We start from the raw sequence: 21,249 nt of genomic DNA on the forward strand, positions 1-21,249 counted from the left end.
CCGGCGATTCGAGACTAGCCTCCATGTGGTCCACCGGTCAACCAATTTTCCGGGCGACCTGCAATTCACGGTCGCGCGACCGTCAAAGCACCGCTCATGGGGGACAATGGGGCAGACTGAGTAGCCCAGTGGTTCACCAATCCGACGGTCATGAAGGAGCCCTGATGACGAATCAGTTCGACTTGCCCGACATCACCCTCGGCGCACGTCAGTCGCTCCCGACGGAGATCGCTAGAAAGCTGCTCGATTACATACTCGAGAGCCAGATCGCGCCCGGCACGCGCATTCCGAGTGAACGGCAATTGGCGTTGCAACTCGATGTCGGTCGATCGGCAGTGCGCGAAGCACTCAAGTCACTCAGCCTCCTCGGCATGATCGAGGTGCGTCAAGGGGACGGCACCTATATCCGCAAGCCCGACGCCTCGCTGCTCCCGCGCCTCATCGAGTGGGGTCTCGTGCTCGGCGAGCGCCGCATCCTCGACCTCATCGAGCTGCGCCGGCACCTCGAGATCGCCGCGGCATCCTCGGCGGCTCTCAAGCGCGATGAGGAAGACCTCGTGGCGTTGCGCTCATCGCTTGCCTTGATGAAGGAGAACCTGACGCACCTCCCCGAGTATGTGGAAGCCGACTTGGATTTCCACAGCTGCATCGCGAGCGCATCGAAGAACTCGGTGCTCGCCGACTTCCTCACCGGCATTCGCGCGCTTCTCAAGGTGTGGATGAGCAGAGTGGCGAACGTCCCCACGAAGAGCGAGTTGGCACACGCCGAGCACGCCGCAGTGCTCGACGCCATCGAGCGTCAGGATGAGGCTGCGGCAGGGCTCGCCATGCGCCTCCACCTCGAGGCGTCGGCCGAACGGCTGCGTGAGACGTTGCCTCCTCTTTCGGAGGCAGAGGGCGAAGCAGCGCTGAACGACGCACTCGTGGGAATGAGCGACCCCGCACCCCGCGTCGCCACGAGGGGTGCGGGAGCCTCGTCCGCGTAGACCCAGCGCTCGTGCGCATCAGGTCCACGGCGCACGCACGCTAGGCGGCGGCCACGTCCGCCTTGTCGCTGTCACGACGACGAGCCAGCAGGAAGAAGAGCAGCCCGGTCGCGAGCAGCAATGCCACGATCGAGAACGCGATGGCGATGCCCGCGCCTGCTCCCGAGTCCACCCCCTCCGTCGCGTCCACGACGTCATCCACGACTGCCGGGGTTTCCGCCGCTGTCTCCTCCTCGCCTTCCTCGACCACGAGGATGCCGAGCGAGAGCTCGATCGGCTCCCCGTTCATCCCCGTGCCCGTGACGACGATCGTGTGCTCTCCCGGTCGAATGCTCGCTGGCAGCGTCACGACCGTGCCTGCCGCGAAGTCCGCCCCCGCCGTCATGCTCGTGAGGTAGGTGGGCGTCGAGTATGCCCAGATCTCGATCTCGCTGTCGGCCTCGAAGCCGCCGACCTCGATCGTCACGTCGCCCTCCACGACCACGACGGGAGTCGTGTCGCCACCGGCGGGAGAGGATCCGCTGCCCGACATCGGCTCGACGACGAGAGTGGCGCCCTGGGTCGAGACCGTGAAGCGCTCTCCGTCCACGACGACGGTCGACTGCCGAGGCTCGCCGTCGACGATCGCCGTCGACGTGCCAGGGTTCTGCGGCGTGGTCTGCGGCGGCGTCGGGGTCGACGGCTCGGTCGACTCCTCGGGCTCGGGCGCAGGAGCGGGCGGCGGGGTCGGTGCCGGGGGCAGCGCAGCGCCCGAGGTCACCGCGGCCGCATCCCGATAGCCGGCACGGCTCGCCGTGACCGTCACCGCGGAGGTGGCCCCCGGTGCGAGACCCGCGACCGTCACGGTCGCGCCGCTGCGGGTCACGCTGCCGGCGTTCGTCGCGGCGAGCGTGTAGCTGATCTCGGCCGAGTAGTTCGTGATGATGAAGGTAAAGCCTCGCGCCGCGCTCGTCGAGGTCGAGAACGTCGGCGCCGTGCCGATGGCGAGCGGTGCGCTGGTCACCTCCACCACCGCATCCGTCTCGCCCTCCTTGGTGAATGAGACGGTGACGGTCGCCGACTCCCCTGGGGTGAGGCCCGTGACGACGATCGTCGCGCCCTCGAGCACCACGACTCCTGCGGAGGTCGTGACCTCGTAGGTCGCCTCGGCGTCGAAGTCCTGAATCTCGGCGCGGAAGCCGTCGAGGGTGGGCACGGGTGCCGCGGGGTCGATCGCGCCCTGACCGAGTGCCGACGAGGTGACGCTCGAGGGAGCGTCGGTGCGACCCGCGGCGACCGCGACGACCGTCACCGTGGCGTTCTGCGACGGGGCGAGGCCCGTGACGGTGATGGTCGAACCACTGAGGACAGCCGAGCCCGCCGTCGTCGAGACGAGGTAGTCGACGCCGTCCTGCGGGTTGTCGATCGTCGCGCTGAAGCCGACCGGCGTGCGGTCGCCGAGCGTCAGGGCCGGCGCGATGCCCGTCCCGAGTGCGGAGCTCGTCACCGACGTCGACGCATCCACGTGGGCGTCGAGCGATGCGGTGACGGTGAGGGTGGCCTCCTGCTCGGGGGCGAGGCCCGTGACGACGATCACGCCGTCACCGAGGGCCGCGACGCCTTCCGTCGAGGACACCGTGTAGTCGACGCCTTCTACTGCGTCGACCAGCGGCACGGTGAAGCCGTCGGCGGTGCGCGTCCCGTCGCCGAGCTGTGGGCTGGGGGCGGCGGGCAGGGCCTCGCCGGTCACCGTCGTGGGCGCATCGGCGCGACCGGCGCGCTGCGCCGTGACCGTGAGCTCGGCGCTCTCGCCCGGGGCGAGGCCCGCGACCGTCACGGTCGTGCCCTCGAGGGTCGCGGTCGCATCACCCGGTAGGGCGAACACGTACACGGCAAGTGCGTCGAGGTTGTCGATCTGCACGGTGAAACCACCGTCGATCGAGATCGGCTCGCCGAGAACGGGCGCGACGCCCGCCTCGAGCGACGTGCCGCTCGTGCTCGCGGCCGCTGTCGTGTAGCCGTGGCGCACGGCGTTGACGGTGACCGTCGACTCGGCGTTCGCCGCAAGCCCGCTCACCGTCACGGTGGAGCCGCTCACGTTCGCGCTCGCGCCGTTCGTCGCGGTCGCGGTGTACGTCGTGACCTCCGAGTAGTTGCTGATCGCGACCGTGAAGCCGTCCGGCGTGCGCACCGGCGCTGCGAAGGTCGGCGCGACGCCGATGCCCGTAGGGCTCACGGCGGCGGACGGGGCGCTCGCGAGGCTCGTGCCCTGCGCGTTGACGGCGTAGACGATGAACGTGTACTCGGTGCCGTTGGTGAGCCCGGTGACGGTCGCCGACCGGTCGGTCGACACCGGCTCGTCGAAGCGCGTGTAGTCGCTGTCGCCGACGGCCCGGTACCAGACGGTGTAGTCGCTGACGGCACTCGCGCCCGCCGCTCCCGCGTTCCAGGTGAGGGAGGCCTGCGCGTCACCGGCGACCGCGGTCACGCCGCTCACCGAGCCGGGCTTGCCGGTGTAGACGACCGGCACACGGGGGGTGGAGCGGGTGCTCGTGCCCGCCGCATTCGTCGCATCGATCGTGATGTAGTACGTGGTGCCGTTGGACAGACCCGTGATCGTGCAGCTGGTCGCACCGCTGGTCGTGCAGGTGCGCACCTGACTGCCCTGCGTGGCTGCCGACCAGGCGACAACGGTGTACCCCGTGATCGCAGCGCCGTTGGAGTTCGGCGCATCCCAGCTGACGATCGCGGACCCGCTGGCGGGCTCGGCGATGATCGTTGCCGAGTCTGGCGTGCTCGGCAGTGCGAAGGGCGTGGCAGTGCGCGTGTTCGACGACTCCCCGGCCCCGGCGGCGCTCACCGCGCGCAGAGCGACCGTGTAGGCGGTGCCGTTCGTGAGACCGGAGATCAGAATGGGGCTCGCAGTGCCCGAGGCCGCTCGCCATTCACCCCCGTTGAGCTGGTACTCGTAGCCCGTGATGGTGCGCGAACCGGCCGCGCCCGGTGTGAAGGCGGCGGAGAGGAAGGTGTTGGCCGGGGTGACCGTGCCGAGGCTCGGGGCCCCAGGCTTCGCGAGCGGCAGCACCGACACGCGCGGCGTCGAGGCGAGGCCCGCGCCGGCAGAGTTCTCGGCGACGACGGAGACGAAGTACGTCGTGTCGTTGCTCAGGCCCGTGATCGCACACCCGGCGCCAGCGGTCGAGCAGCTCGCGAGCACGGTGGAGGAGCTCGCGGTCGCGTAAGCGCTCGCGGTGTACTGCGTGATGCTCGCACCGCCCGTCGAGGCGGGCGCAGACCACGACACCAGGGCCTGCGCGTTTCCAGAAACCGCGCTCACGGCGGTCGGGGCACCCGGCACCGTGCGCGGGGTGGCGGAACGGGCATCCGAGACCGCACTGGGGCCGGAGACGTTGACAGCTCGCAGTTCGATCGTGGCTGGCTGCCCGTTCGTGAGCCCCGTGAGCACGAACGGCGTCGAGAGCGTGCCGGTCGAGATGAACGCTGCACCGTTGAGGCTGTACTGCAGATCGAGAACCGGTGAGCCGCCGTCGTCGGCCACCGAGAAGGCCACCGACACGGCGCCGTTGAGGGCGGTGAGCGACGTGACCGGCTGGGCCGGTACCGCACGGGGGGTCAGGATGCGCGGCGCCGATGCCGCGCCGACGCCGGCAGCGTTGATCGCCCTCACGGTGATGGCGTAGTTCTCTCCGTTGACGAGCCTCGCATCGACGTCCGAGGAGATCGAGGTGATCGAGAACGGGCTCGACTCGGCCCCCGCGAGCGCCCAGGTGACCCCAGCGTCGGTCGAATACTGCCACCCGATGACTGCCGTGCCGCCGTCGTCGGCGAGGTCCACCGTGAGGGTGAGGGTGCGATCGGTCGGCAGGAAAGAGACAATCGTCGGCTGACCGGGCAGCGCCACGGGGGTCGCCGCGACAGGTTCGGAGGAGGGGCCGACGCCCACGGAGTTGACGGCGCGCACCGTGACGAGGTACTCGGTCCCGTTGGTCAGCCCGGCGATCGAAAACGCCGTGCCCAGGCCTCCGGTCGAGACCCAGGCACCGTCGTCGACGCGGTACTCGTAGGCGGTGATCGGCGAGCCGCCGTTGGAGGCCGCGTCGAAGCGCACGCGCAGCTCAGTCGAGCCGGGCGTGATGCTCGCGATCGCCGGGGCGCTCGGGGTCGTGCGGGCGATGCCCTCGGCCACCCCCGACGCCGTGCCGGAGCCCTGAGCGTTGACCGCACGCACCTCGACGTAGTACGTGGTGCCGTTCGTGAGCGAGGTCGCGCCATCGCTCGAGAGGGTCGTGATGACGAGCGGGCTCTCCGTCGTACCCGCGTCACGGGCACGCCACGTGGCGCCTCCGTCGGTCGAGTACTCGTAGGTCGTGATCGCGGAACCGCCGTCGGAATCCGGCGCGGTGAACTGCGCGCTAAGGGTCGCGTCAGACCCCGCGACGGTGTCTCCGACGATGGATGGTGCGCTCGGCGTCGTGGCCGGTGCTCCCGAGACGGCAGATGAAGGTGCTCCCGTGCCCACGGCGTTGATCGCACGCAGCCGCACCTCATAGCTCGTCCCGTTGACCAGACCCGTGATGGTCACGGGGCTCGCCGTCGTGGGCAGCGGCGTCCAGTCGCCGCCCGCCTCCAGCTGGTACTCGTAGTCAGTGACAGCGGAACCCCCGTCGGGAGCCGCACCGAAGGCGACCCGAAGCGACTCGTCGGCCGGCACGATCTCCCCGATGACCGGCGCCCCGGGGATCGCCGGAGTCGTCACCGTGACCGGTGCCGACGGGGAGCCTGCTCCCGCAGAATTGAGAGCGCGCAACTCGATGACCGAGCTCGCGCCGTCGTCGAGGCCGACGATCGAGACGGGGCTCGTCGCGCCGGCGTCGATCCAGCTGCCGCCGTCCACGCGGTACTCGTACCCCGTAATGGCGCCACCGCCGCCGAAGCCTGGCGTGAACTCGATGCTCGCGCCGCCGACCGTGGGGCTCACCACATCAATCGTGGGGGCCCCGGGAGTCGAGATGGCCATGCCCGAGACGGCGTCAGAGGCGGCGCCGGCGCCGATCGCGTTAACGCCGCGCACGCGCACCTCGTATGTGGTGCCGTTGCTGAGACCGCTGACGAGAAGAGGCGAGTCGGCATCGGCGGTCGCGACCCACAAGCCACCGTCGAGCTGGTACTCATAGCGCTCAATCGCGATGGGCGAGGAGGCCGCGTCGAAGGCGACCGTGAGCGCAGCATCCCGCGAGATGACGGACGTGATGGACGGCGCGCCGGGCACGCCACTGGCAAACACGGGGTCGGACGCGGCCGACGGTGCACTCGTGCCGAACGAGTTGACGGCCGCGACGCGGAAGATGTAGGCCGTGCCGTTGGTCAGGCCAGAGACGAGGGCCGAGGTCGCAGTCGACTCGCCATCCTCGACGATCTGCCAGTCGGGCGTCGCGGAGTTCTCGGCGTACCCAATCACGTAGTCGGTGACGGTGGCGCCCCCCTCGTTGACGGGTGCCGTCCAACTGAGGGCGATCTGCTCGTCGCCCGTCGCGCCGATGACACTGGTCGGAGCATCGGCTGAGCCCGTCGAATAGGTCAGCGAGACGGAGCCGTGCCCGCCGTTGCCGCCGAAGTACACATAGCTCGCGGAGAGCCCTGCGAGCCCCGCCGTGGAGTTCGAGCCGGGGCGTCCTCCATAGCCGAGCCACTCCGTGTAGGTGCCCGTGCCGAACTCCACCCCGCCCTGCGCTCCGCCCTGTGCGCCTCCACCACCGGCGCCGCCGCCACCGCCATCGCAGTTGCCCGAGCAGATCGACATGACGTCGTAGCCGTTCTGGCCGATGCCCGAGGTCGTGTCGGCACGCGCGATGTGGGTGGCCTCGGCCTGTCGGCCGACGAGCACCGCCCATTGTCCGCTGCCTCCACCACCACCGGCTCCACCGGCGACGATCGTCGCGGTTCCTGTGAGGAGCACCGTCGCGGCGCCACCTCCACCGCCACCACCGGAGCATCCCCGGTTGCCGGGCATGCCGCCCCGACCTCCCGCGTACCCGGAGAGCGGACTGAATCCCGCTGCCGCCCGCGTCTGCGCGTTCGTGCAGCCGGCGCCGTTGGCTCCGCCCCCTCCGACCGCGATCGTGAGCACTTGGCCGGGCTCGACCGCGATCGTTCCCGTCACCTGGCCCTTGTATCCGCCCGGCGTCCCGATGACACCGTCCCTACCTCCTTGGCCCCCTTCGGCGCCCGTCAATGAGACGGCGAGCTGCGTGACCCCGGCCGGCACGGTGAAGGTCTGCGTCGCACCCGTGTAGGAGAAGGTCTGCGTGACGGCGGAGGGCGCTGCCGTGGCGGAAGCCGTCGGCATCGAGATCGCCGCTGTCGTGATGACCGCTGTCGTCAGCAGAGCGGCCAGTGCGCGGTGTGCAACGCGTGAGATCGACACGGTGATTCCCCCAGGGCCCGATCCCCCCTGAGCCGAGCGGGGGCTCGGCTGGGTTGCGACGCTCGGGCGCGACGCCGCTTACCTCATCCTGAACGACGACCGCGAGGCGCGAAAGAGGCTCACCTCCCCCCTTCCGGGGGCGAAGGGCCCCCAATCCGGGGGATAGGCAGAGATGCAGCACCCACGTCGGCACAGCCACAACGACGGATGCCCGTGGCACTCGGCCACGGGCATCCGGTCAGGTCGTCTGCCTCAGACGGCAGCGACGTTCGCTAAGCGAGTCGCGAGGCGAGGTTCTCGTCGAGGGCGGCGAGGAAGTCCTCGGTCGTGAGGTAGCCCTGGTCGGGGCTCACAAGCATCGCGAGGTCCTTCGTCATCTTGCCGCTCTCGACGGTCGTGATGACGACGTCTTCGAGCGTCTCGGCGAACGAGATGAGCTCCTGGTTGCCGTCGAGTTTGCCGCGGTGCATGAGCCCCCGGGTCCACGCGAAGATCGAGGCGATCGGGTTCGTCGACGTGGGCTTGCCCTGCTGGTGCTGGCGGTAGTGGCGCGTCACGGTGCCGTGAGCGGCCTCCGCCTCGACGATCGCACCATCGGGGGTCGTGAGCACGCTCGTCATGAGACCGAGCGAGCCGAAGCCCTGCGCGACGGTGTCGCTCTGCACGTCGCCGTCGTAGTTCTTGCACGCCCAGACGTAGCCGCCCTCCCACTTCATGGCCGAGGCGACCATGTCGTCGATGAGGCGGTGCTCGTAGGTGATGTCGGCGGCCTCGAACTGGTCCTTGAACTCGTTCTCGTAGACCTCCTGGAAGAGATCCTTGAAGCGGCCGTCGTAGGCCTTCAAGATCGTGTTCTTCGTCGAGAGGTACACGGGGTACTGGCGCGAGAGCCCGTAGTTGAGCGAGGCGCGAGCGAAGTCGATGATCGAGGCGTCGAGGTTGTACTGCACCTGCGCGATGCCGTCGCCGGGCGACTGGTAGACCTCGAACTTCTGCGGCTCCGAGCCATCCTCCGGCGTGAACTCGACCGTGAGCGTGCCCTTGCCCTTGAAGAGGAAGTCGGTGGCGCGGTACTGGTCGCCGAAGGCGTGGCGGCCGATGATGATGGGCTTGTTCCAGCCCGGCACGAGGCGCGGGATGTTGCTGATGATGATGGGCTCGCGGAAGATCACGCCGCCGAGGATGTTGCGAATGGTGCCGTTCGGGCTGCGCCACATCTTCTTGAGGCCGAACTCCTCGACGCGCGCCTCGTCGGGCGTGATGGTGGCGCACTTGACGCCGACGCCATGCTTCTGGATGGCGTGGGCCGCATCCACGGTGACCTGGTCGTCGGTCTCGTCGCGGTGCTGGATGCCGAGGTCGTAGTACTCGAGCGTCACATCGAGGTAGGGGTGGATAAGGCGGTCCTTGATGAACTGCCAGATGATGCGGGTCATCTCGTCGCCGTCGAGCTCGACGACGGTGCCCTCGACCTTGATCTTCTGCACGGGGGTTTCCTCTCTTCGGTAGCCGCACCAGCCTAGCGGCTGAGCGAGATATCTCGACATCGAGATACTGGAGTCTGACCCTCGTGCGGGGGCCACGCGCTACTGTGGAGCGCATGGGGAACTTGCGCGTGGAAGAGCTGTCGGCGAAGACGATCGTGGCGGCGAATGGCCTCACTCTGCTGCCCGGCCAGGAGCAGTACATCACCCCCGTCTCCTACTCGGCCGCCGACGCCTACGTCGACCCGAGCACCACGTGGGCGCGCGTCGTCCTCGACGGCGACGAGGTGGTCGGCTTCATCCGCGGCAACTTCGACGCCGACAACCCGAAGCCGGAATTTCGCAGCTGCGTCTGGCGCGTGAACGTGGATGCCACGGCCCAGGGCCGCGGTATCGGCAAGTTCGCCGTGCATGCCCTCGCGGAGGAGGCCCGCCAGCGCGGCTTCGACCGCCTCACGGTCATCTGGGAGTCGGGCGATGAGGGGCCAGGAGAGTTCTTCCGCCGCATCGGGTTCGGCGAGGTCGGCGAGACCGAGTACGGCGAGAAGATCGGCGAGCTCAGCGTCTGACCGCAGCCGGTGCCCTTCCGCCCCGAAGGGCTGCTCGCTAGGGTCGAGTCCATGTCAGACTCAGCCCCCACCTCTGCCCCCGCCCCCGCGACCGGCTCCGGCCCCGCCGGCGCCATCAAGAGCTTCTTCACGGCTCTGTTCGACTTCTCCTTCAAGAGTTTCGTCTCCCGCCGCCTCGCCGGCATCTTCTACGGCGTCGCCCTCGCCCTCACGGCTCTCGGCGGCATCATCTGGTTCTTCACGCTCGTCGGCGGCGGCGTGGCCACGCTCGCGAACGGCGGAAACGGTGCGATCTTCGGCGTCCTGATCATCCTGGGTGCGTTCATCATCGTACCTGTGGGCCTGTTCGTCGCCGTGCTGCTGCTGCGCGTGTGGATCGAGGCGATCGTGGCCCTCATCGCGGTCGCCGAGAACACGGCGAGCCTGCGCAAGTAACAGCCGCCCGAGCGGCGGCGTGCGGGTGAGCGACCACGACCCGGCGGAGCGCGAGCGCTCACGAGCCGACCACGGTGTCGAGGTTGGCCACGACGAGCCCCTCGACTTCGCCGGTGCCGCGCTCGCCGTCGTCGACGACATCCCGCCCGGTCGCGTCATGACCTACGGCGACGTCGCCGCCGAGCTCGGCTCGCGCGGCGCCCGCGCCGTCGGCCGCGTCATGGCGACGGAAGGCGGCTGGGTGGCCTGGTGGCGCGTCGTGCGCGCCGACGGCAGACCTCCTTCCGGCCACGAGGATGCTGCGCTCGAGCACTACCGCGCCGAGCAGACTCCCCTGCGCTGGGTCGTGCAGCCGCACGAGCGCGAGTACGTCGAGGCCCTCGCCTACCGGCTCGACCTCGCGGCCGCCCGCCACCGCCCCAGCGCGACGCCCTGAGGACCCCCGCGCGCGGCGCGCCCGCTCGCCACCGCGCACGGCCCCGCCCGCCCTCTGTGCGCCCGCCCGCGACGCGTCCACGCGCAACTCGCACTGTTTCCGACACCTCGCACGACACCTTCCGTGCGACGTGTCGTGAGCAGTGCGAGACACCGGCGCTCTGAAGCGTGAGAGCTTGGGCGACAGGGCGCGAGTGGGCGCGGCCTACACCAGGGAGTCGCGCCAGGCGGCGTGCAGCTGCGCGAACTTGCCCGTGCCAGCGATGAGCTCGGCGGGCGTGCCGTCCTCGACGATGCGACCGTGCTCCATGACGAGCACGCGGTCGGCGATCGCGACCGTCGACAGGCGGTGCGCGATGATGACGGCCGTGCGGTCGCTCAGCAGGGTGTTGAGGGCCTGCTGCACGAGCCGCTCGCTCGGGATGTCGAGCGAGGCTGTCGCCTCGTCGAGGATGAGCACGACCGGGTCGGCGAGGAACGCGCGCGCGAACGAGATGAGCTGGCGCTGGCCGGCCGAGACGCGGCCACCGCGCTTGTTGACGTCAGTGTCGTAGCCGTGCGGCAGCGACTCGATGAACTCGTGGGCACCCACGGCCTTCGCCGCATCCACGATCTCGTCGCGCGAAGCCTCGGGGTTGCCCAAGGCGATGTTGTCGGCGACCGTGCCCGAGAACAGGTACGCCTCCTGCGTGACCATGACGATCGCGCGCCGCAGATCCTTCGGGTGGAGCTTGCGCAGGTCGACGCCGTCGAGCGTCACCGCGCCCTCCGTGGGGTCGTAGAACCGTGCGATGAGCTTCGCGAGCGTCGACTTGCCGGCCCCCGTCGTGCCGACGAGCGCGATCGTCTGCCCGGCCGGGATCTCCAATTCGAGATCCGGCAGCACGACCTCCTCTTGCGTGTACTGGAAGCGCACGCGGTCGAAGCGCACGGTGCCGCGCGCCCTCCACAGGTCGATGGGCGTCGTCGGGTCGGCGACGGAGGGCTTCTCCTCGAGCACGCCCGAGATCTTCTCGAGCGCCGCTGCCGCGCCCTGGTAGGAGTTGTAGAACATCGCCATCTCCTCCGCCGGATCGAAGAACCGGCGGGTGTACAGCACGATCGCGAGCAGCGCGCCGATCTCGAGCGCGCCGTCCACGATGCGGAAGCCGCCGACGACGAGCACGGCCGCCACGGTCACGTTGCCGATGAGGACGAGGCCAGGGTCGAAGATGCCGAACAGGCGGATGACGCGGGCGTTGGCGTGTCGGTACTCCTCGACGTGGTCGCCGAACTGCACCGCATTGCGCGGCTCCTTGCGAAACGCCTTCACGGCACGGATGCCCGTCATCGTCTCGACGAAGTGCACGATGAGGCGCGCCGACGCGACCCTGGTGTACCGGAAGAGCTTCTGCGAGCGCACCTGGAACCAGCGCGTGAGCAGCAGGAGCGGTGCGAGCGAGACGGCCAAGACGAGACCCGAGGTCGGGTCGAGCAGCACGAGTGCGGCGGCCGTGAAGCTCATGTAGAGCATCCCGGAGACCAGCTGGTTGAGGCCCGAATCCAGCAGCTCGCGAATCGAGTCGAGGTCGCTCGTCTGCCGCGCGATGATGCGGCCCGACGTGTACGACTCGTGGAACTCGAGCGACAGGCGCTGCGTGTGCAGGAACACGCGCTTGCGCAGATCGAGCAGGATCGCCTGGCTCAAACGCGCCGACATCACCTGGTAGAGCGCGATGAACGCGGCACCCGAGATGCCGGTGAGCAGGTAGGCCCCGACGATGAGGCCGATCGGCATCCAGTCATTCTGCTCGAGCAGGGCGGGCAGGCCCGTGTCGATGCCGTACGCGATGAGCGCGGGCCCCGCGACCTGCAACGCGGTCGACAGGACGATCACGAGCATCGTGAGGATGACCCGCGCACGCACCGGGCGCACGAGCGAGCCGAGCAGCGTGAGCGAGCGGGCCCGCATCTGACGAGATTCGCCGCGCGTGAAGTCGTCGCGCTCCTCGCCCTCGACGCCGACGACGCTCATCGGATTCCCTCCCCGTCCTGGTCGATGACTCTGCTCTCGCGGTCGATCGCATCCTGCCGGCGGCTCTGCTCCTCGGCGAGGCGCAGCTCGCGCTCGGCGCGCTCCTCCGCGGCGAGCTCCTCGTCTTCGAGCGAGGAGATCACGTAGCGGTAGTGCTCGTTGCGCTTCAACAGCTCGGAGTGCGTGCCGACGTCGGTGATGCGGCCCTCCTGCAGGAGCGCGACGCGGTCAGCCATCTGCACGGTCGACGGGCGGTGGGCGACGATGAGCCCCGTCGTCTTCGCGAGCACGCGACGCAGGGCCGCCTCGACGAGGGCCTCGGTGTCGACGTCCAACGCGCTCAGCGGGTCGTCGAGCACGAGCACCGCGGGGTCGGCCGCGACGGCGCGCGCGAGCGCGAGCCGCTGGCGCTGGCCGCCCGAAAGGCTCAGGCCCTCCTCGCCGACGAGCGTCTCGAGACCGTTCGGCAGGTCGTAGGTGAAGCCCGCCTGGGCGATCTCGAGCGCCTCGGTGAGCACGCGCTCGGCCTCCTCGGCGGCTGCCGGGTCGTCGCTCTCGGTGAGGTCGGGGCGGCCGAGCAGCACGTTGTCGCGCACGCTCGCCGAGAACAGCGTCGCATCCTCGAACGCCATCGCGATGCGGCGCCGCAGCTCTTCGCGCGTGAGATCGCGGATGTCCACACCATCGAGAAGGATGCGCCCACCGGTCACGTCGTACAGCCTCGTGGCGAGCGCCGTCAGCGTCGTCTTGCCGCTGCCGGTGATGCCGACGAGCGCCATCGTCTCCCCGGGCTCGAGGGTCAGGTCGATGCCGTCGAGGGTTCCGGGGAGGTCGGGCGCAGCATCCTGATACCGGAATTCGACCCTCTCGAAGGTGAGGCGACCGGTGGGCTTCGCCATCGTGCGCGGCGTCTCCGGGTCGGTGATGGTGTTGACCTCGTCCATGACCTCGAAGAAGCGGTCGGTCGCCGTGCGCGCGTCGAACGTCATCGACAGCAGGAAGCCGATCGACTCGATCGGGAACCGCAGCACTGTCGCCGTGGCGAAGAACGCGAACAGCTCGCCGACCGACAGCTCGCCCGCGGCCGCGAGGGCGACCCCTCCGAGCAGGCACAGCGCGAAGGCCACGTCAGGGATGAGCACGAGCCAGAACCAGATGCTCGCGATCGCCTTGGCCTTCTCGATCTCGGTGCCGCGCAGCAGCTCGGCCTGGTCAGCGAACTTCAGCAGCGAGTGCTTGCCGCGGCCGAAGGCCTTGAGCACGCGGATGCCGTGCACGCTCTCCTCGACCGCCGTCGCCAGATCGCCCTGCTGATCCTGCGCGCGGCGAGCGATCACCGAGTACTTCTTCTCGAACAGGTAGCCGTACACCCACAGCGGAATGCTCATGGCGAGGAAGAGGAGGCCGAGCCACAGACTCCAGCTCAGGAGCACCGCGAAGCCGATGAGGATCGTCACGGTGTTGACGATGAGCAGCACGAAGCCGAACGACAGCCAGCGGCGGATGAGGTTCAGGTCGCTCACCGCGCGGCTCAGCAGCTGCCCCGACTGCCAGCGGTCGTGGAACGCGACCGGCAGGTCTTGCAGCTGCGCGTAGAGGCCGTTGCGCATGCGCGCTTCGATGTGGGTGCCCGGCGTGAGCACGAACCAGCGGCGCAGCATGATGAAGACGGCCTCGAGAACGCCGAGGCCCAGCACGAGCAGGCCCGCTGGCCAGATCTGCGAGGCGTCGCCTGTGCTGAGCGGACCGTCGACGAGGCCCTGCAGCACGATCGGGATGAGGAGCGTCACGATGCCCGCCGCGAGCGCCGCACCCATGCCGGCGTAGATCCAGGGCATCGCTGGCTTCGCGTAGGGGTAGATGCGCGCGATCGCCCGCACGGTGCTGGGGCGGGGCGGGGCGGGCGTGGTCGTCGACACGGTGGGTCCTCGAAGCGGCACGGCGGACGCTTGTGGCGACCGCGGAACGGTGGTGGAGATGCGTGCGCGGCCCCGGCGTCTGGTGAGTGCGGTGGTCGAGCTCGCAGCCTTACAGACTATCCCTCAGCGGGCGTGCCCAGAAACGCGAGAGCGGATCGCTACCGCACGAGCACGCTCAGGCAGGTCACGCACCCTTCGAGCTTCTCGAACTCCGAAATGTCGACCGTGATGACACGGTAGCCGAGCGACCGGATCAGCTCGGCAGACTGGGGCGCGCTCGAGGCCATGAGCACGGTGTGGTCGTCGAGCACCACGACGTGTCCGCCCTCGGGCTCCGGCACGGGCAGGAAGGAGCGGAACATCGACACGTCGTCCACCAGGTCGGGATGCCCGATCACCGTGCCGTCGGGCAGCGCCGTCACTGCGCTCTTCAGGTGCAGCACCTTCGAGGTGGGCACCGCGACGACTGCACGACCGCGGCGCGCGGCGATGACGCGCAGCTGGCGGATCCCCTCGCCGTTGGTGCGACCGCCCCTCCCGACGTAGAGGGTGTCGCCCACCGTGAGCACGTCGCCGCCGTCGAGCGTGCCGGGCTCGACGATGCGCTCGAGCGCCAAGCCGAGCTCGCGCGCGGTCTGCTCGGCCGCTGCTGTCTCCGGTTGGCGCTCGATCGCTCCCGGACGGGTGACGACGGCGGTGTCACCGATGACGACGAGGGTGTCTTCGATGAAGACGCTGTCGGGCAGCTCGTCGGCGGGCGGCACGTCGACGAGGGTGAAGCCCTCCGCGCGCAGAGCCTCCACGTAGCCCTCCCACTGAGCGTCGGCCAGGTCGACGTCGACCTCGACACGATCCTGGTGGGTGAGCAGCCCGTCGGCGAGGCGGGGGGACGGCATGCGGACGAGCGCGAGACGGCGGGCGGCCGTGGCCGAGGCATCCCGCGTCGTCATGATGCGACGGCCGACCGTCATGACTGCGAGCGCGGCAGTCACCTGGTACAGCAGGTTGAAGCCCAGCACGCTGAGCCACAGGTAGTCGATGAGCTCTTGCGTGACCGGGTTGCCAGCAGCGACAAGGGCGAGCAGGGCTCCGAACCACGACGAGAGAAGGGCCGCGAGGATGCCCGTGCCGAGCGCGACCGCCCAGTGACGGTAGATCGGGGCGAGACCCGCCAGTGCGAGGAACACGAAGAGCAGGATCGACGAGAAGCCGAAGATGCCGTTCACCTGCGTGAGCACCTCGAACGTCGCGCCGTTGATGGCGGCGAAGAGCACGATCGTCACGAGGTGGGTGGTGAGCGCGACCGCGAGCGCGGCCAGGGTGGCGTCGAGCAGGCGACGCAGCAGGGGTGTCATGGCTGACACGCTACCGGCCATGGGCAGGCGCCAGAATTCGTGGCGCGTCGCGGCGGGCTAGTGGAAGAAGTGGCGCTCGCCCGTGAGATACATCGTGACGCCCGCGGCCTGCGCCGCCGCGACGACCTCCTCGTCGCGCACCGACCCGCCCGGCTGCACGACGGCGCGCACGCCGGCATCGAGCAGCACCTGCAGCCCGTCGGCGAACGGGAAGAACGCGTCAGAGGCGGCGACCGACCCGCGTGCCCGGTCGCCCGCGCGCGACACCGCGAGGTGGCACGAGTCGACCCGGTTGACCTGCCCCATGCCGACGCCGACGGATGCCCCGCCCGACGCCAGCAGGATCGCGTTCGACTTCACGGCGCGGCACGCGCGCCACGCGAACTCGAGGTCGGCGAGGGTCGCCTCGTCGGCGGCCTCCCCCGAGACGAGCTGCCACGACGACGCCGGGGCGAAGGCCTGGTCGGCCTCCTGCCGCAGGAAGCCTCCGCTCACCTGCCGCAGCTCGACGGCCGGCAGGGCGAAGCCTGCGGGCAGCTCGAGCAGGCGGATGTTCTTCTTCTCGCTCAGCAGGGCGCGCGCCTCGGGCTCGAAGCCGCGCGCGACGACGACCTCCGTGAAAATCGGCGCGATCGACTCGGCCGCGGCGAGCGTCACAACGCGGTTGGCGGCGATGACGCCGCCGAACGCCGAGACGGGGTCGCACGCGTGCGCAGCCGCGTGGGCATCCGCGATGGAGGGCGCGACCGCGATGCCGCACGGGTTGGCGTGCTTGATGATCGCAACCGCTGGCTGCTCGTGGTCGAAGGCGGCGCGCACGGCGGCGTCGGCGTCCACGAAGTTGTTGTACGACATCTCCTTGCCGTGCAACTGCGTCGCCTGCGCGATTCCCGCGCCCCCGTCGGTGCGGTAGAGCGCCGCGGACTGGTGGCTGTTCTCGCCGTAGCGCAGCACCTGCTGCAGGCGCGCGTGCACCTCGACCGTCGCGGGGCTGCCGTCGGCCGCCGGGTGATCGCCTCGCACGCCCAGCGTCGACGCGAACCAACCGGCGACGGCCGCGTCGTACGCGGCCGTGTGGCCGAAGGCCTTCGCCGCGAAGCGCTGCCGCTGCAGCAGGGTCGTGCCGCCGAGCGTGACCGCCTTGGTCACCTGGTGGTAGTCGGCCGGGTCGACGATGATCGCCACGTTCGCGTGGTTCTTGGCGGCAGCGCGCACCATCGCGGGCCCGCCGATGTCGATCTGCTCGACGATCGCGCTGGCTGGCGCCCCGCTCGCGACGGTCTCGACGAACGGGTAGAGGTTGACGATGACGAGGTCGAAGGGCGCGATGCCCAGCGCGGCGAGCTGCTCCCCGTGCGACGCGAGGCGCAGATCGGCGAGGATGCCCGCGTGCACGCTCGGGTGCAGCGTCTTGACGCGCCCGTCGAGCGTCTCGGCGAAGCCGGTGACGGCGGAGACCTCGGTGACGGTGTGCCCCGCTTCGGCGATCGTCGCCGCGGTCGATCCGGTGGAGACGATCTCGACTCCTGCTTCGGCGAGCGCCGCCGCCAGCTCGAGCAGGCCCGTCTTGTCGCTCACGCTGATGAGCGCGCGACGCACGGGGATCGCGTCGCGCTCGCGGTAGAGGGCGGGGTCGTGAACGGGGCCGGCCATGAGGGTCTCCAGGAAGGGGTGGGTGCGGTCAGGAGGAACGGGGGGCGGATGTTGCGCCGAGGTCGATCAACCCGTCGGCGACGGCTCGCACGACGTCGATGAGCAGGCGCCGCTCGACGGGCTTGATGCGCTCGTGCAGCGTGTGCTCGGTGTCGCCGGGAAGCACGGGCACGCGCTCCTGCGCGAGGATCGGGCCCGTGTCGACTCCCGCGTCAACGGCGATGACGCTCGCGCCGGTCTGCGTCACCCCGGCAGCGAGCGCGTCGCGCACGGCGTGCGCTCCGGGGAACTCGGGCAGGTACGCGGGGTGGGTGTTGATGAGCCCGGGGGCGAGGGCGGTGACGACGTCGGCGGGCAGGAGGCGCATGAGGCCGCTGAGCACGACGACGTCGGCCCCCCAGGGCGCAAGGGCCGCGAGCAGCTCCTCCCCCCACGCCTCGCGGGTGGGGTACGCCGAGTAGGGGACGGTGAAGGAGGGTATGCCGAACTGCTCAGCGTGGGCGAGTCCGTCGGCGTCACGGTCGGCTCCGACGGCGACCACGTGCGCCGGGTAGAAGTCGTGGCGGCACTGCTCGAGCAGGGCTCGCAGATTTGACCCGCCACCGGAGATCAGAACAGCGACCCTCAGCACGCGACTATTCCCACACCGCCAGGCTAGCGGCTGCGCACGGGTCGGTTCAGCGGCCGCGCGCCTCGGTGGCCGGTCGAGACGCTCGCCCGCCGGCGGCGAGCAGGCCGAGGGTGACTCCGAGAAGCGTCTCGACGAGCATCCAGATCCCGACGGCGACCGGATCAGGGCCCACCACCGCGAGACGTCCGGGCCCTGCGGAACCCGCAGCGAGCCACGCGAGGAAGCCCATGGCGAGGCCCGCGATGATCGCCGCGAGCAGACCCGTGAGCACCGACCAGCCGGCTCGCGCACGCAGCGGCACATCGTGTGTGTATGCCCGGCCGAGGGCGGCCGCGAGGCGGGGCCGCACGGCGAGGCCCGCGGCGAACGCCGCGACGACAGGCACGAGCAGGGTGAGGTAGCCGAGCGGTGACGGGCCCGCGGGCAGGGCGCCCAGCAGGGGGATCGCCGGCAGCGGCCCGAGCGACACCGCGACAGGGCTCACGATCGACCCGGCACCGAGGGCGAAGCCCGGCCCGACGAGCCAGGAGGTCGACCACAGCACCACGGTCGGCAGCAGGGCGAGCTGCCCGAGCGTGAGGGCGAGCCCGCCGAGCACTCCAGCCTGGACGCTCTCGTAGAGGGCGATGACCTGCCCGAAGCCGAGCAGGAGCGCGGTGGTGGTGAGCAGGGAGCCCGCGAGCACGACTGTGGCGACGGCACCGAGGCCCGTGCGCAGGGCGGCGCCACCGACGCCGGTGAGCAGGGGCGGAGCATCCGCGATCAGGTGCCGCAGGCGCACGCGCGCCGGGTTGGTCGCGCCGATCGAGCCGATCGCGACGCCGAGCCCGTAGACGAGGGCGGGGAACAGCGCTCCCTGCCACCGCGACGGCAGGGCGGCGGGATGCCCGGCACTGAGCACCACGAGGGCGGAGAGCACGAGCACCCCCGTGATCGCCACGAGCTCGCCGAGGATGCGGTGCGGCTCAGCCCGCAGCCGCCGGCCGAGACGCACCCCGAGCAACGCCGTGACGAGCGCGAAGCCGAGCAGCGCGAGGGTGACGACGAACGGTTCGGCGACGCCATCGACGCCGAGCGCGAGCGCCGTGGCCGGGTCGAGCTGGAAGGTGATCGTGACCCCGTGGCCCAGCAGCCACAGATCGGCCGCGGCGCGCCAGAAGATGATCCAGTCGAGCTGGAAGCCGAACTGGGCCGCCCACAGCACCGTCGCGAGGGCGAGAGGGATGCTAAGCCCGACGCCGACGACGAGCAGCGCTTCGAGGGCGGCGAGTGTGGCGGTGAGGCGGCGCGTCATGGGTGCCCCGAGCCTAGGCGAGGGCCCGCTGCGCCGCCTCGCGGGCCGCGGCGGGCGTGTCGGCGGCGGTGGCCCCCTCGGCGGCCCGTCGGCACTGGTCGAGACGGACGCGCGCGAGAGTGTCACCGACGGCGGGGATCGCGCGTGCCGCCATCGACAGGCTCGACGCTCCGAGGCCCACGAGCACAGGTGCGAGGAGGGCATCCGCGGCCCCCTCGCCGCAGACGCTGAGAGGCTTCCCCGTGCGCGCCGTGGCCGCCCCGACGAGTGAGATCATGCGCAGCACGGCGGGCTGCCACGTGTCGGTCAGCTCGGCGAGCTCCCCTGACTGCCGGTCGGCGGCCATCGTGTACTGGGCGAGGTCGTTCGTGCCGATGGAGATGAAGTCGGCGATCGCACAGAGCTCCTCGGCGATCATCACGGCGGCTGGCGTCTCGATCATGATGCCCACCGTCGCGAGCCCTGCGGCGCGCGCACGCCGCACGAACTCGCCCGCCTCGCCGAGGGTCGCGATCATGGGCGACATCACGTGCGGCTGCTCGCCGGTGCGCTCGGCGGCGAGCGCGATCGCCCGCAGCTGGTCGTCGAGCACCCCGGGGTCGCGCCGCGCTGTGCGGTAGCCGCGCACTCCGAGCGCGGGGTTCGGCTCGTCCTGAGGGGTGAGGAAGGGCAGGGGCTTGTCGCTGCCGGCATCGAGCGTGCGCAGCACGACCGTGCGCCCGGCGAACGCCGCGAGCACCTCCGCATAGGCGTCGACCTGCTCGTCCACGGTCGGCGCGGTCGTGCGGTCGAGAAAGCAGAACTCGGTGCGGAACAGGCCCACCCCTTCCGCGCCACGCTCGAGCGCGCGCGTGGCGTCGCGCGGCGCCCCGATGTTGGCGGTCAGTTGCACGAGTTGCCCGTCGCGCGTGCGACCCGGGCCGACGAAGGGTGGCACCGTGAGCACGCCCGTCGCCGTGGCCTGCGCCGCCGCGTCCGGCTGCACGACGAGTTCCCCCGTACCGCCGTCGACGAGCACGAGCGTACCGTCGGCAAGCCCCGTCGCCCCCGCCGCACCCACGATCGCGGGAATGCCGAGCTCGCGCGCGATGATCGCCGTGTGCGAGGTCGGCCCGCCCTGCTCGGTCACGAGGGCGAGGCACGTAGTCGCGTCGAGCGCGACCGTGTCGGCCGGTGCCAGATCGTCGGCGACGACGATGACCGGATGCCCCGCCTCGGGCAGCCCAGCCAGCTCGATGCCGCGCAGGCGCGCGATGATGCGGTCGCGCACATCGATGAGGTCGATCACCCGCTCGGCGAACCGCCCGCCGGCCTCCCGGTAGCGCTCGGCCGTTCGCGTGAACTCGCGCCACACCGCGGCTTCCGGCGTGAGGCCGTCGTCGCGGATCCCCGCGGCGGCGGCCACCGCGACCGCCTCGTCGGCCGCGAGCACCGCCGTGGCGAGCAGCACCTCGCGCCGCTGACCCTCGAGCTGCTCGCCGCTCGCGCGCAGCGTGTCGGCGACGTGCGCCGTCGCGCGCTCGAGGCGCTCCACGGCCTCGGCACGCGCGGCCGCCGGCAGCCGCTCCGCGGTGGACGGCGCGACCGGGCGGGCGCCACGGCGCACGGCCACGGGGCCGATGACCCGGCCGGGGCTGACCCCGAGCGGGCGGGGTGCGGGCTGCTCGGCGGGGGCATGGCGCGCCGGGACGGCGTGCGCCGCATCCGGCATTGCGGTGGGAGGCGCTCCCGGGTCGGCGAGCTCCTCCCCGAAGCCCTCCTCGATGAGCTCGCGCACGGCCGCAACGGCGGCGGCGGCGTCGGAGCCCGTGCCCGTGATGCGCACGGGAGTACCGGCTCCCGCGGCGAGGATCGCGATGCTGATGGCGCTCGTCGCCGTCGCGGGTTCTTTGCCCGGTACCGCGATCGTGACCGCGGCGTCGAAACGGTGAAGAAGCTCGGCGATCTCGGCGGCGGGGCGCGTGTGCAGGCCGCCGACGTTGCGCACGGCGGTCTCGACGACGACCTCGTCGCCGCTGTCGCTCACCGCCTCTGCCTCGCCCGCGCTCAC

Annotated in this window: 13 protein-coding genes; 4 read left to right on the forward strand and 9 right to left on the reverse strand. The window is 70.7% G+C overall.

Going from position 1 to position 21,249, the window contains the following annotated elements; translation table 11 throughout:
* The first annotated feature begins 164 nt into the window (after positions 1–164).
* Entirely contained in the window at positions 165–986 is an 822-nt protein-coding gene (locus tag RJQ01_RS00330; RefSeq protein ID WP_350474704.1) for a FadR/GntR family transcriptional regulator, read from the forward strand.
* Between the two features lie 40 nt (positions 987–1,026).
* Here RJQ01_RS00330 and RJQ01_RS00335 read toward each other — a convergent pair whose 3' ends face one another.
* Positions 1,027–7,410, reverse strand: a complete 6,384-nt coding sequence (locus RJQ01_RS00335; protein ID WP_350474705.1) for a beta strand repeat-containing protein — start codon at positions 7,408–7,410, stop codon at positions 1,027–1,029.
* 272 nt (positions 7,411–7,682) lie between these two features.
* Positions 7,683–8,897 carry an NADP-dependent isocitrate dehydrogenase gene (locus RJQ01_RS00340; protein WP_350474706.1) on the reverse strand — a complete coding sequence of 405 codons (1,215 nt, stop codon included), beginning with the start codon at positions 8,895–8,897 and terminating at the stop codon, positions 7,683–7,685.
* Positions 8,898–9,010: 113 nt separating this feature from the next.
* On the opposite strand from RJQ01_RS00340, the gene RJQ01_RS00345 reads away from it, so the two are divergent.
* Genes RJQ01_RS00345 through RJQ01_RS00355 form a run of 3 tightly spaced genes read left to right on the forward strand, consistent with a single transcriptional unit; the run spans position 9,011 to position 10,334 of the window.
* Positions 9,011–9,463: a GNAT family N-acetyltransferase gene (locus RJQ01_RS00345; RefSeq protein ID WP_350474707.1), complete on the forward strand. Its 453-nt coding sequence runs from the start codon at positions 9,011–9,013 to the stop codon at positions 9,461–9,463.
* A 51-nt stretch (positions 9,464–9,514) separates the two neighbouring features.
* Positions 9,515–9,898, forward strand: coding sequence for a DUF4282 domain-containing protein (locus RJQ01_RS00350; RefSeq protein ID WP_350474708.1), 384 nt, complete (start codon positions 9,515–9,517; stop codon positions 9,896–9,898).
* 25 nt (positions 9,899–9,923) lie between these two features.
* Positions 9,924–10,334 carry an MGMT family protein gene (locus RJQ01_RS00355; protein WP_350474709.1) on the forward strand — a complete coding sequence of 137 codons (411 nt, stop codon included), beginning with the start codon at positions 9,924–9,926 and terminating at the stop codon, positions 10,332–10,334.
* A gap of 204 nt (positions 10,335–10,538) precedes the next feature.
* On the opposite strand, the gene RJQ01_RS00360 is transcribed toward RJQ01_RS00355, so the two are convergent.
* The 7 genes from RJQ01_RS00360 to ptsP all read right to left on the reverse strand — a co-directional run bounded on the left by RJQ01_RS00360 (position 10,539) and on the right by ptsP (position 21,249).
* Positions 10,539–12,347: an ABC transporter ATP-binding protein gene (locus RJQ01_RS00360; protein ID WP_350474710.1), complete on the reverse strand. Its 1,809-nt coding sequence runs from the start codon at positions 12,345–12,347 to the stop codon at positions 10,539–10,541.
* Positions 12,344–14,185: an ABC transporter ATP-binding protein gene (locus RJQ01_RS00365; protein ID WP_350474727.1), complete on the reverse strand. Its 1,842-nt coding sequence runs from the start codon at positions 14,183–14,185 to the stop codon at positions 12,344–12,346. The genes RJQ01_RS00360 and RJQ01_RS00365 overlap by 4 nt, the downstream gene beginning before the upstream one ends.
* A 239-nt stretch (positions 14,186–14,424) precedes the next feature.
* The gene (gene ddaH, locus RJQ01_RS00370) at positions 14,425–15,621 is read right to left on the reverse strand and encodes a dimethylargininase (protein ID WP_350474711.1); all 1,197 of its coding nucleotides are present in this window, start codon (positions 15,619–15,621) and stop codon (positions 14,425–14,427) included.
* A gap of 57 nt (positions 15,622–15,678) precedes the next feature.
* Positions 15,679–17,274 (reverse strand): bifunctional phosphoribosylaminoimidazolecarboxamide formyltransferase/IMP cyclohydrolase, encoded by a 1,596-nt coding sequence (gene purH, locus RJQ01_RS00375; RefSeq protein ID WP_350474712.1) that lies wholly within the window; start codon positions 17,272–17,274, stop codon positions 15,679–15,681.
* Positions 17,275–17,302: 28 nt separating this feature from the next.
* Entirely contained in the window at positions 17,303–17,905 is a 603-nt protein-coding gene (gene purN / locus RJQ01_RS00380) for a phosphoribosylglycinamide formyltransferase (protein ID WP_350474713.1), read from the reverse strand.
* A gap of 46 nt (positions 17,906–17,951) precedes the next feature.
* Positions 17,952–19,199 carry a cell division protein PerM gene (locus tag RJQ01_RS00385; protein ID WP_350474714.1) on the reverse strand — a complete coding sequence of 416 codons (1,248 nt, stop codon included), beginning with the start codon at positions 19,197–19,199 and terminating at the stop codon, positions 17,952–17,954.
* 13 nt (positions 19,200–19,212) lie between these two features.
* Positions 19,213–21,249 carry a phosphoenolpyruvate--protein phosphotransferase gene (ptsP, locus tag RJQ01_RS00390; protein WP_350474715.1) on the reverse strand — a complete coding sequence of 679 codons (2,037 nt, stop codon included), beginning with the start codon at positions 21,247–21,249 and terminating at the stop codon, positions 19,213–19,215.

The organism is Microcella sp. (assembly GCF_040286215.1).
In the GTDB taxonomy this organism is placed as follows: domain Bacteria; phylum Actinomycetota; class Actinomycetes; order Actinomycetales; family Microbacteriaceae; genus Microcella.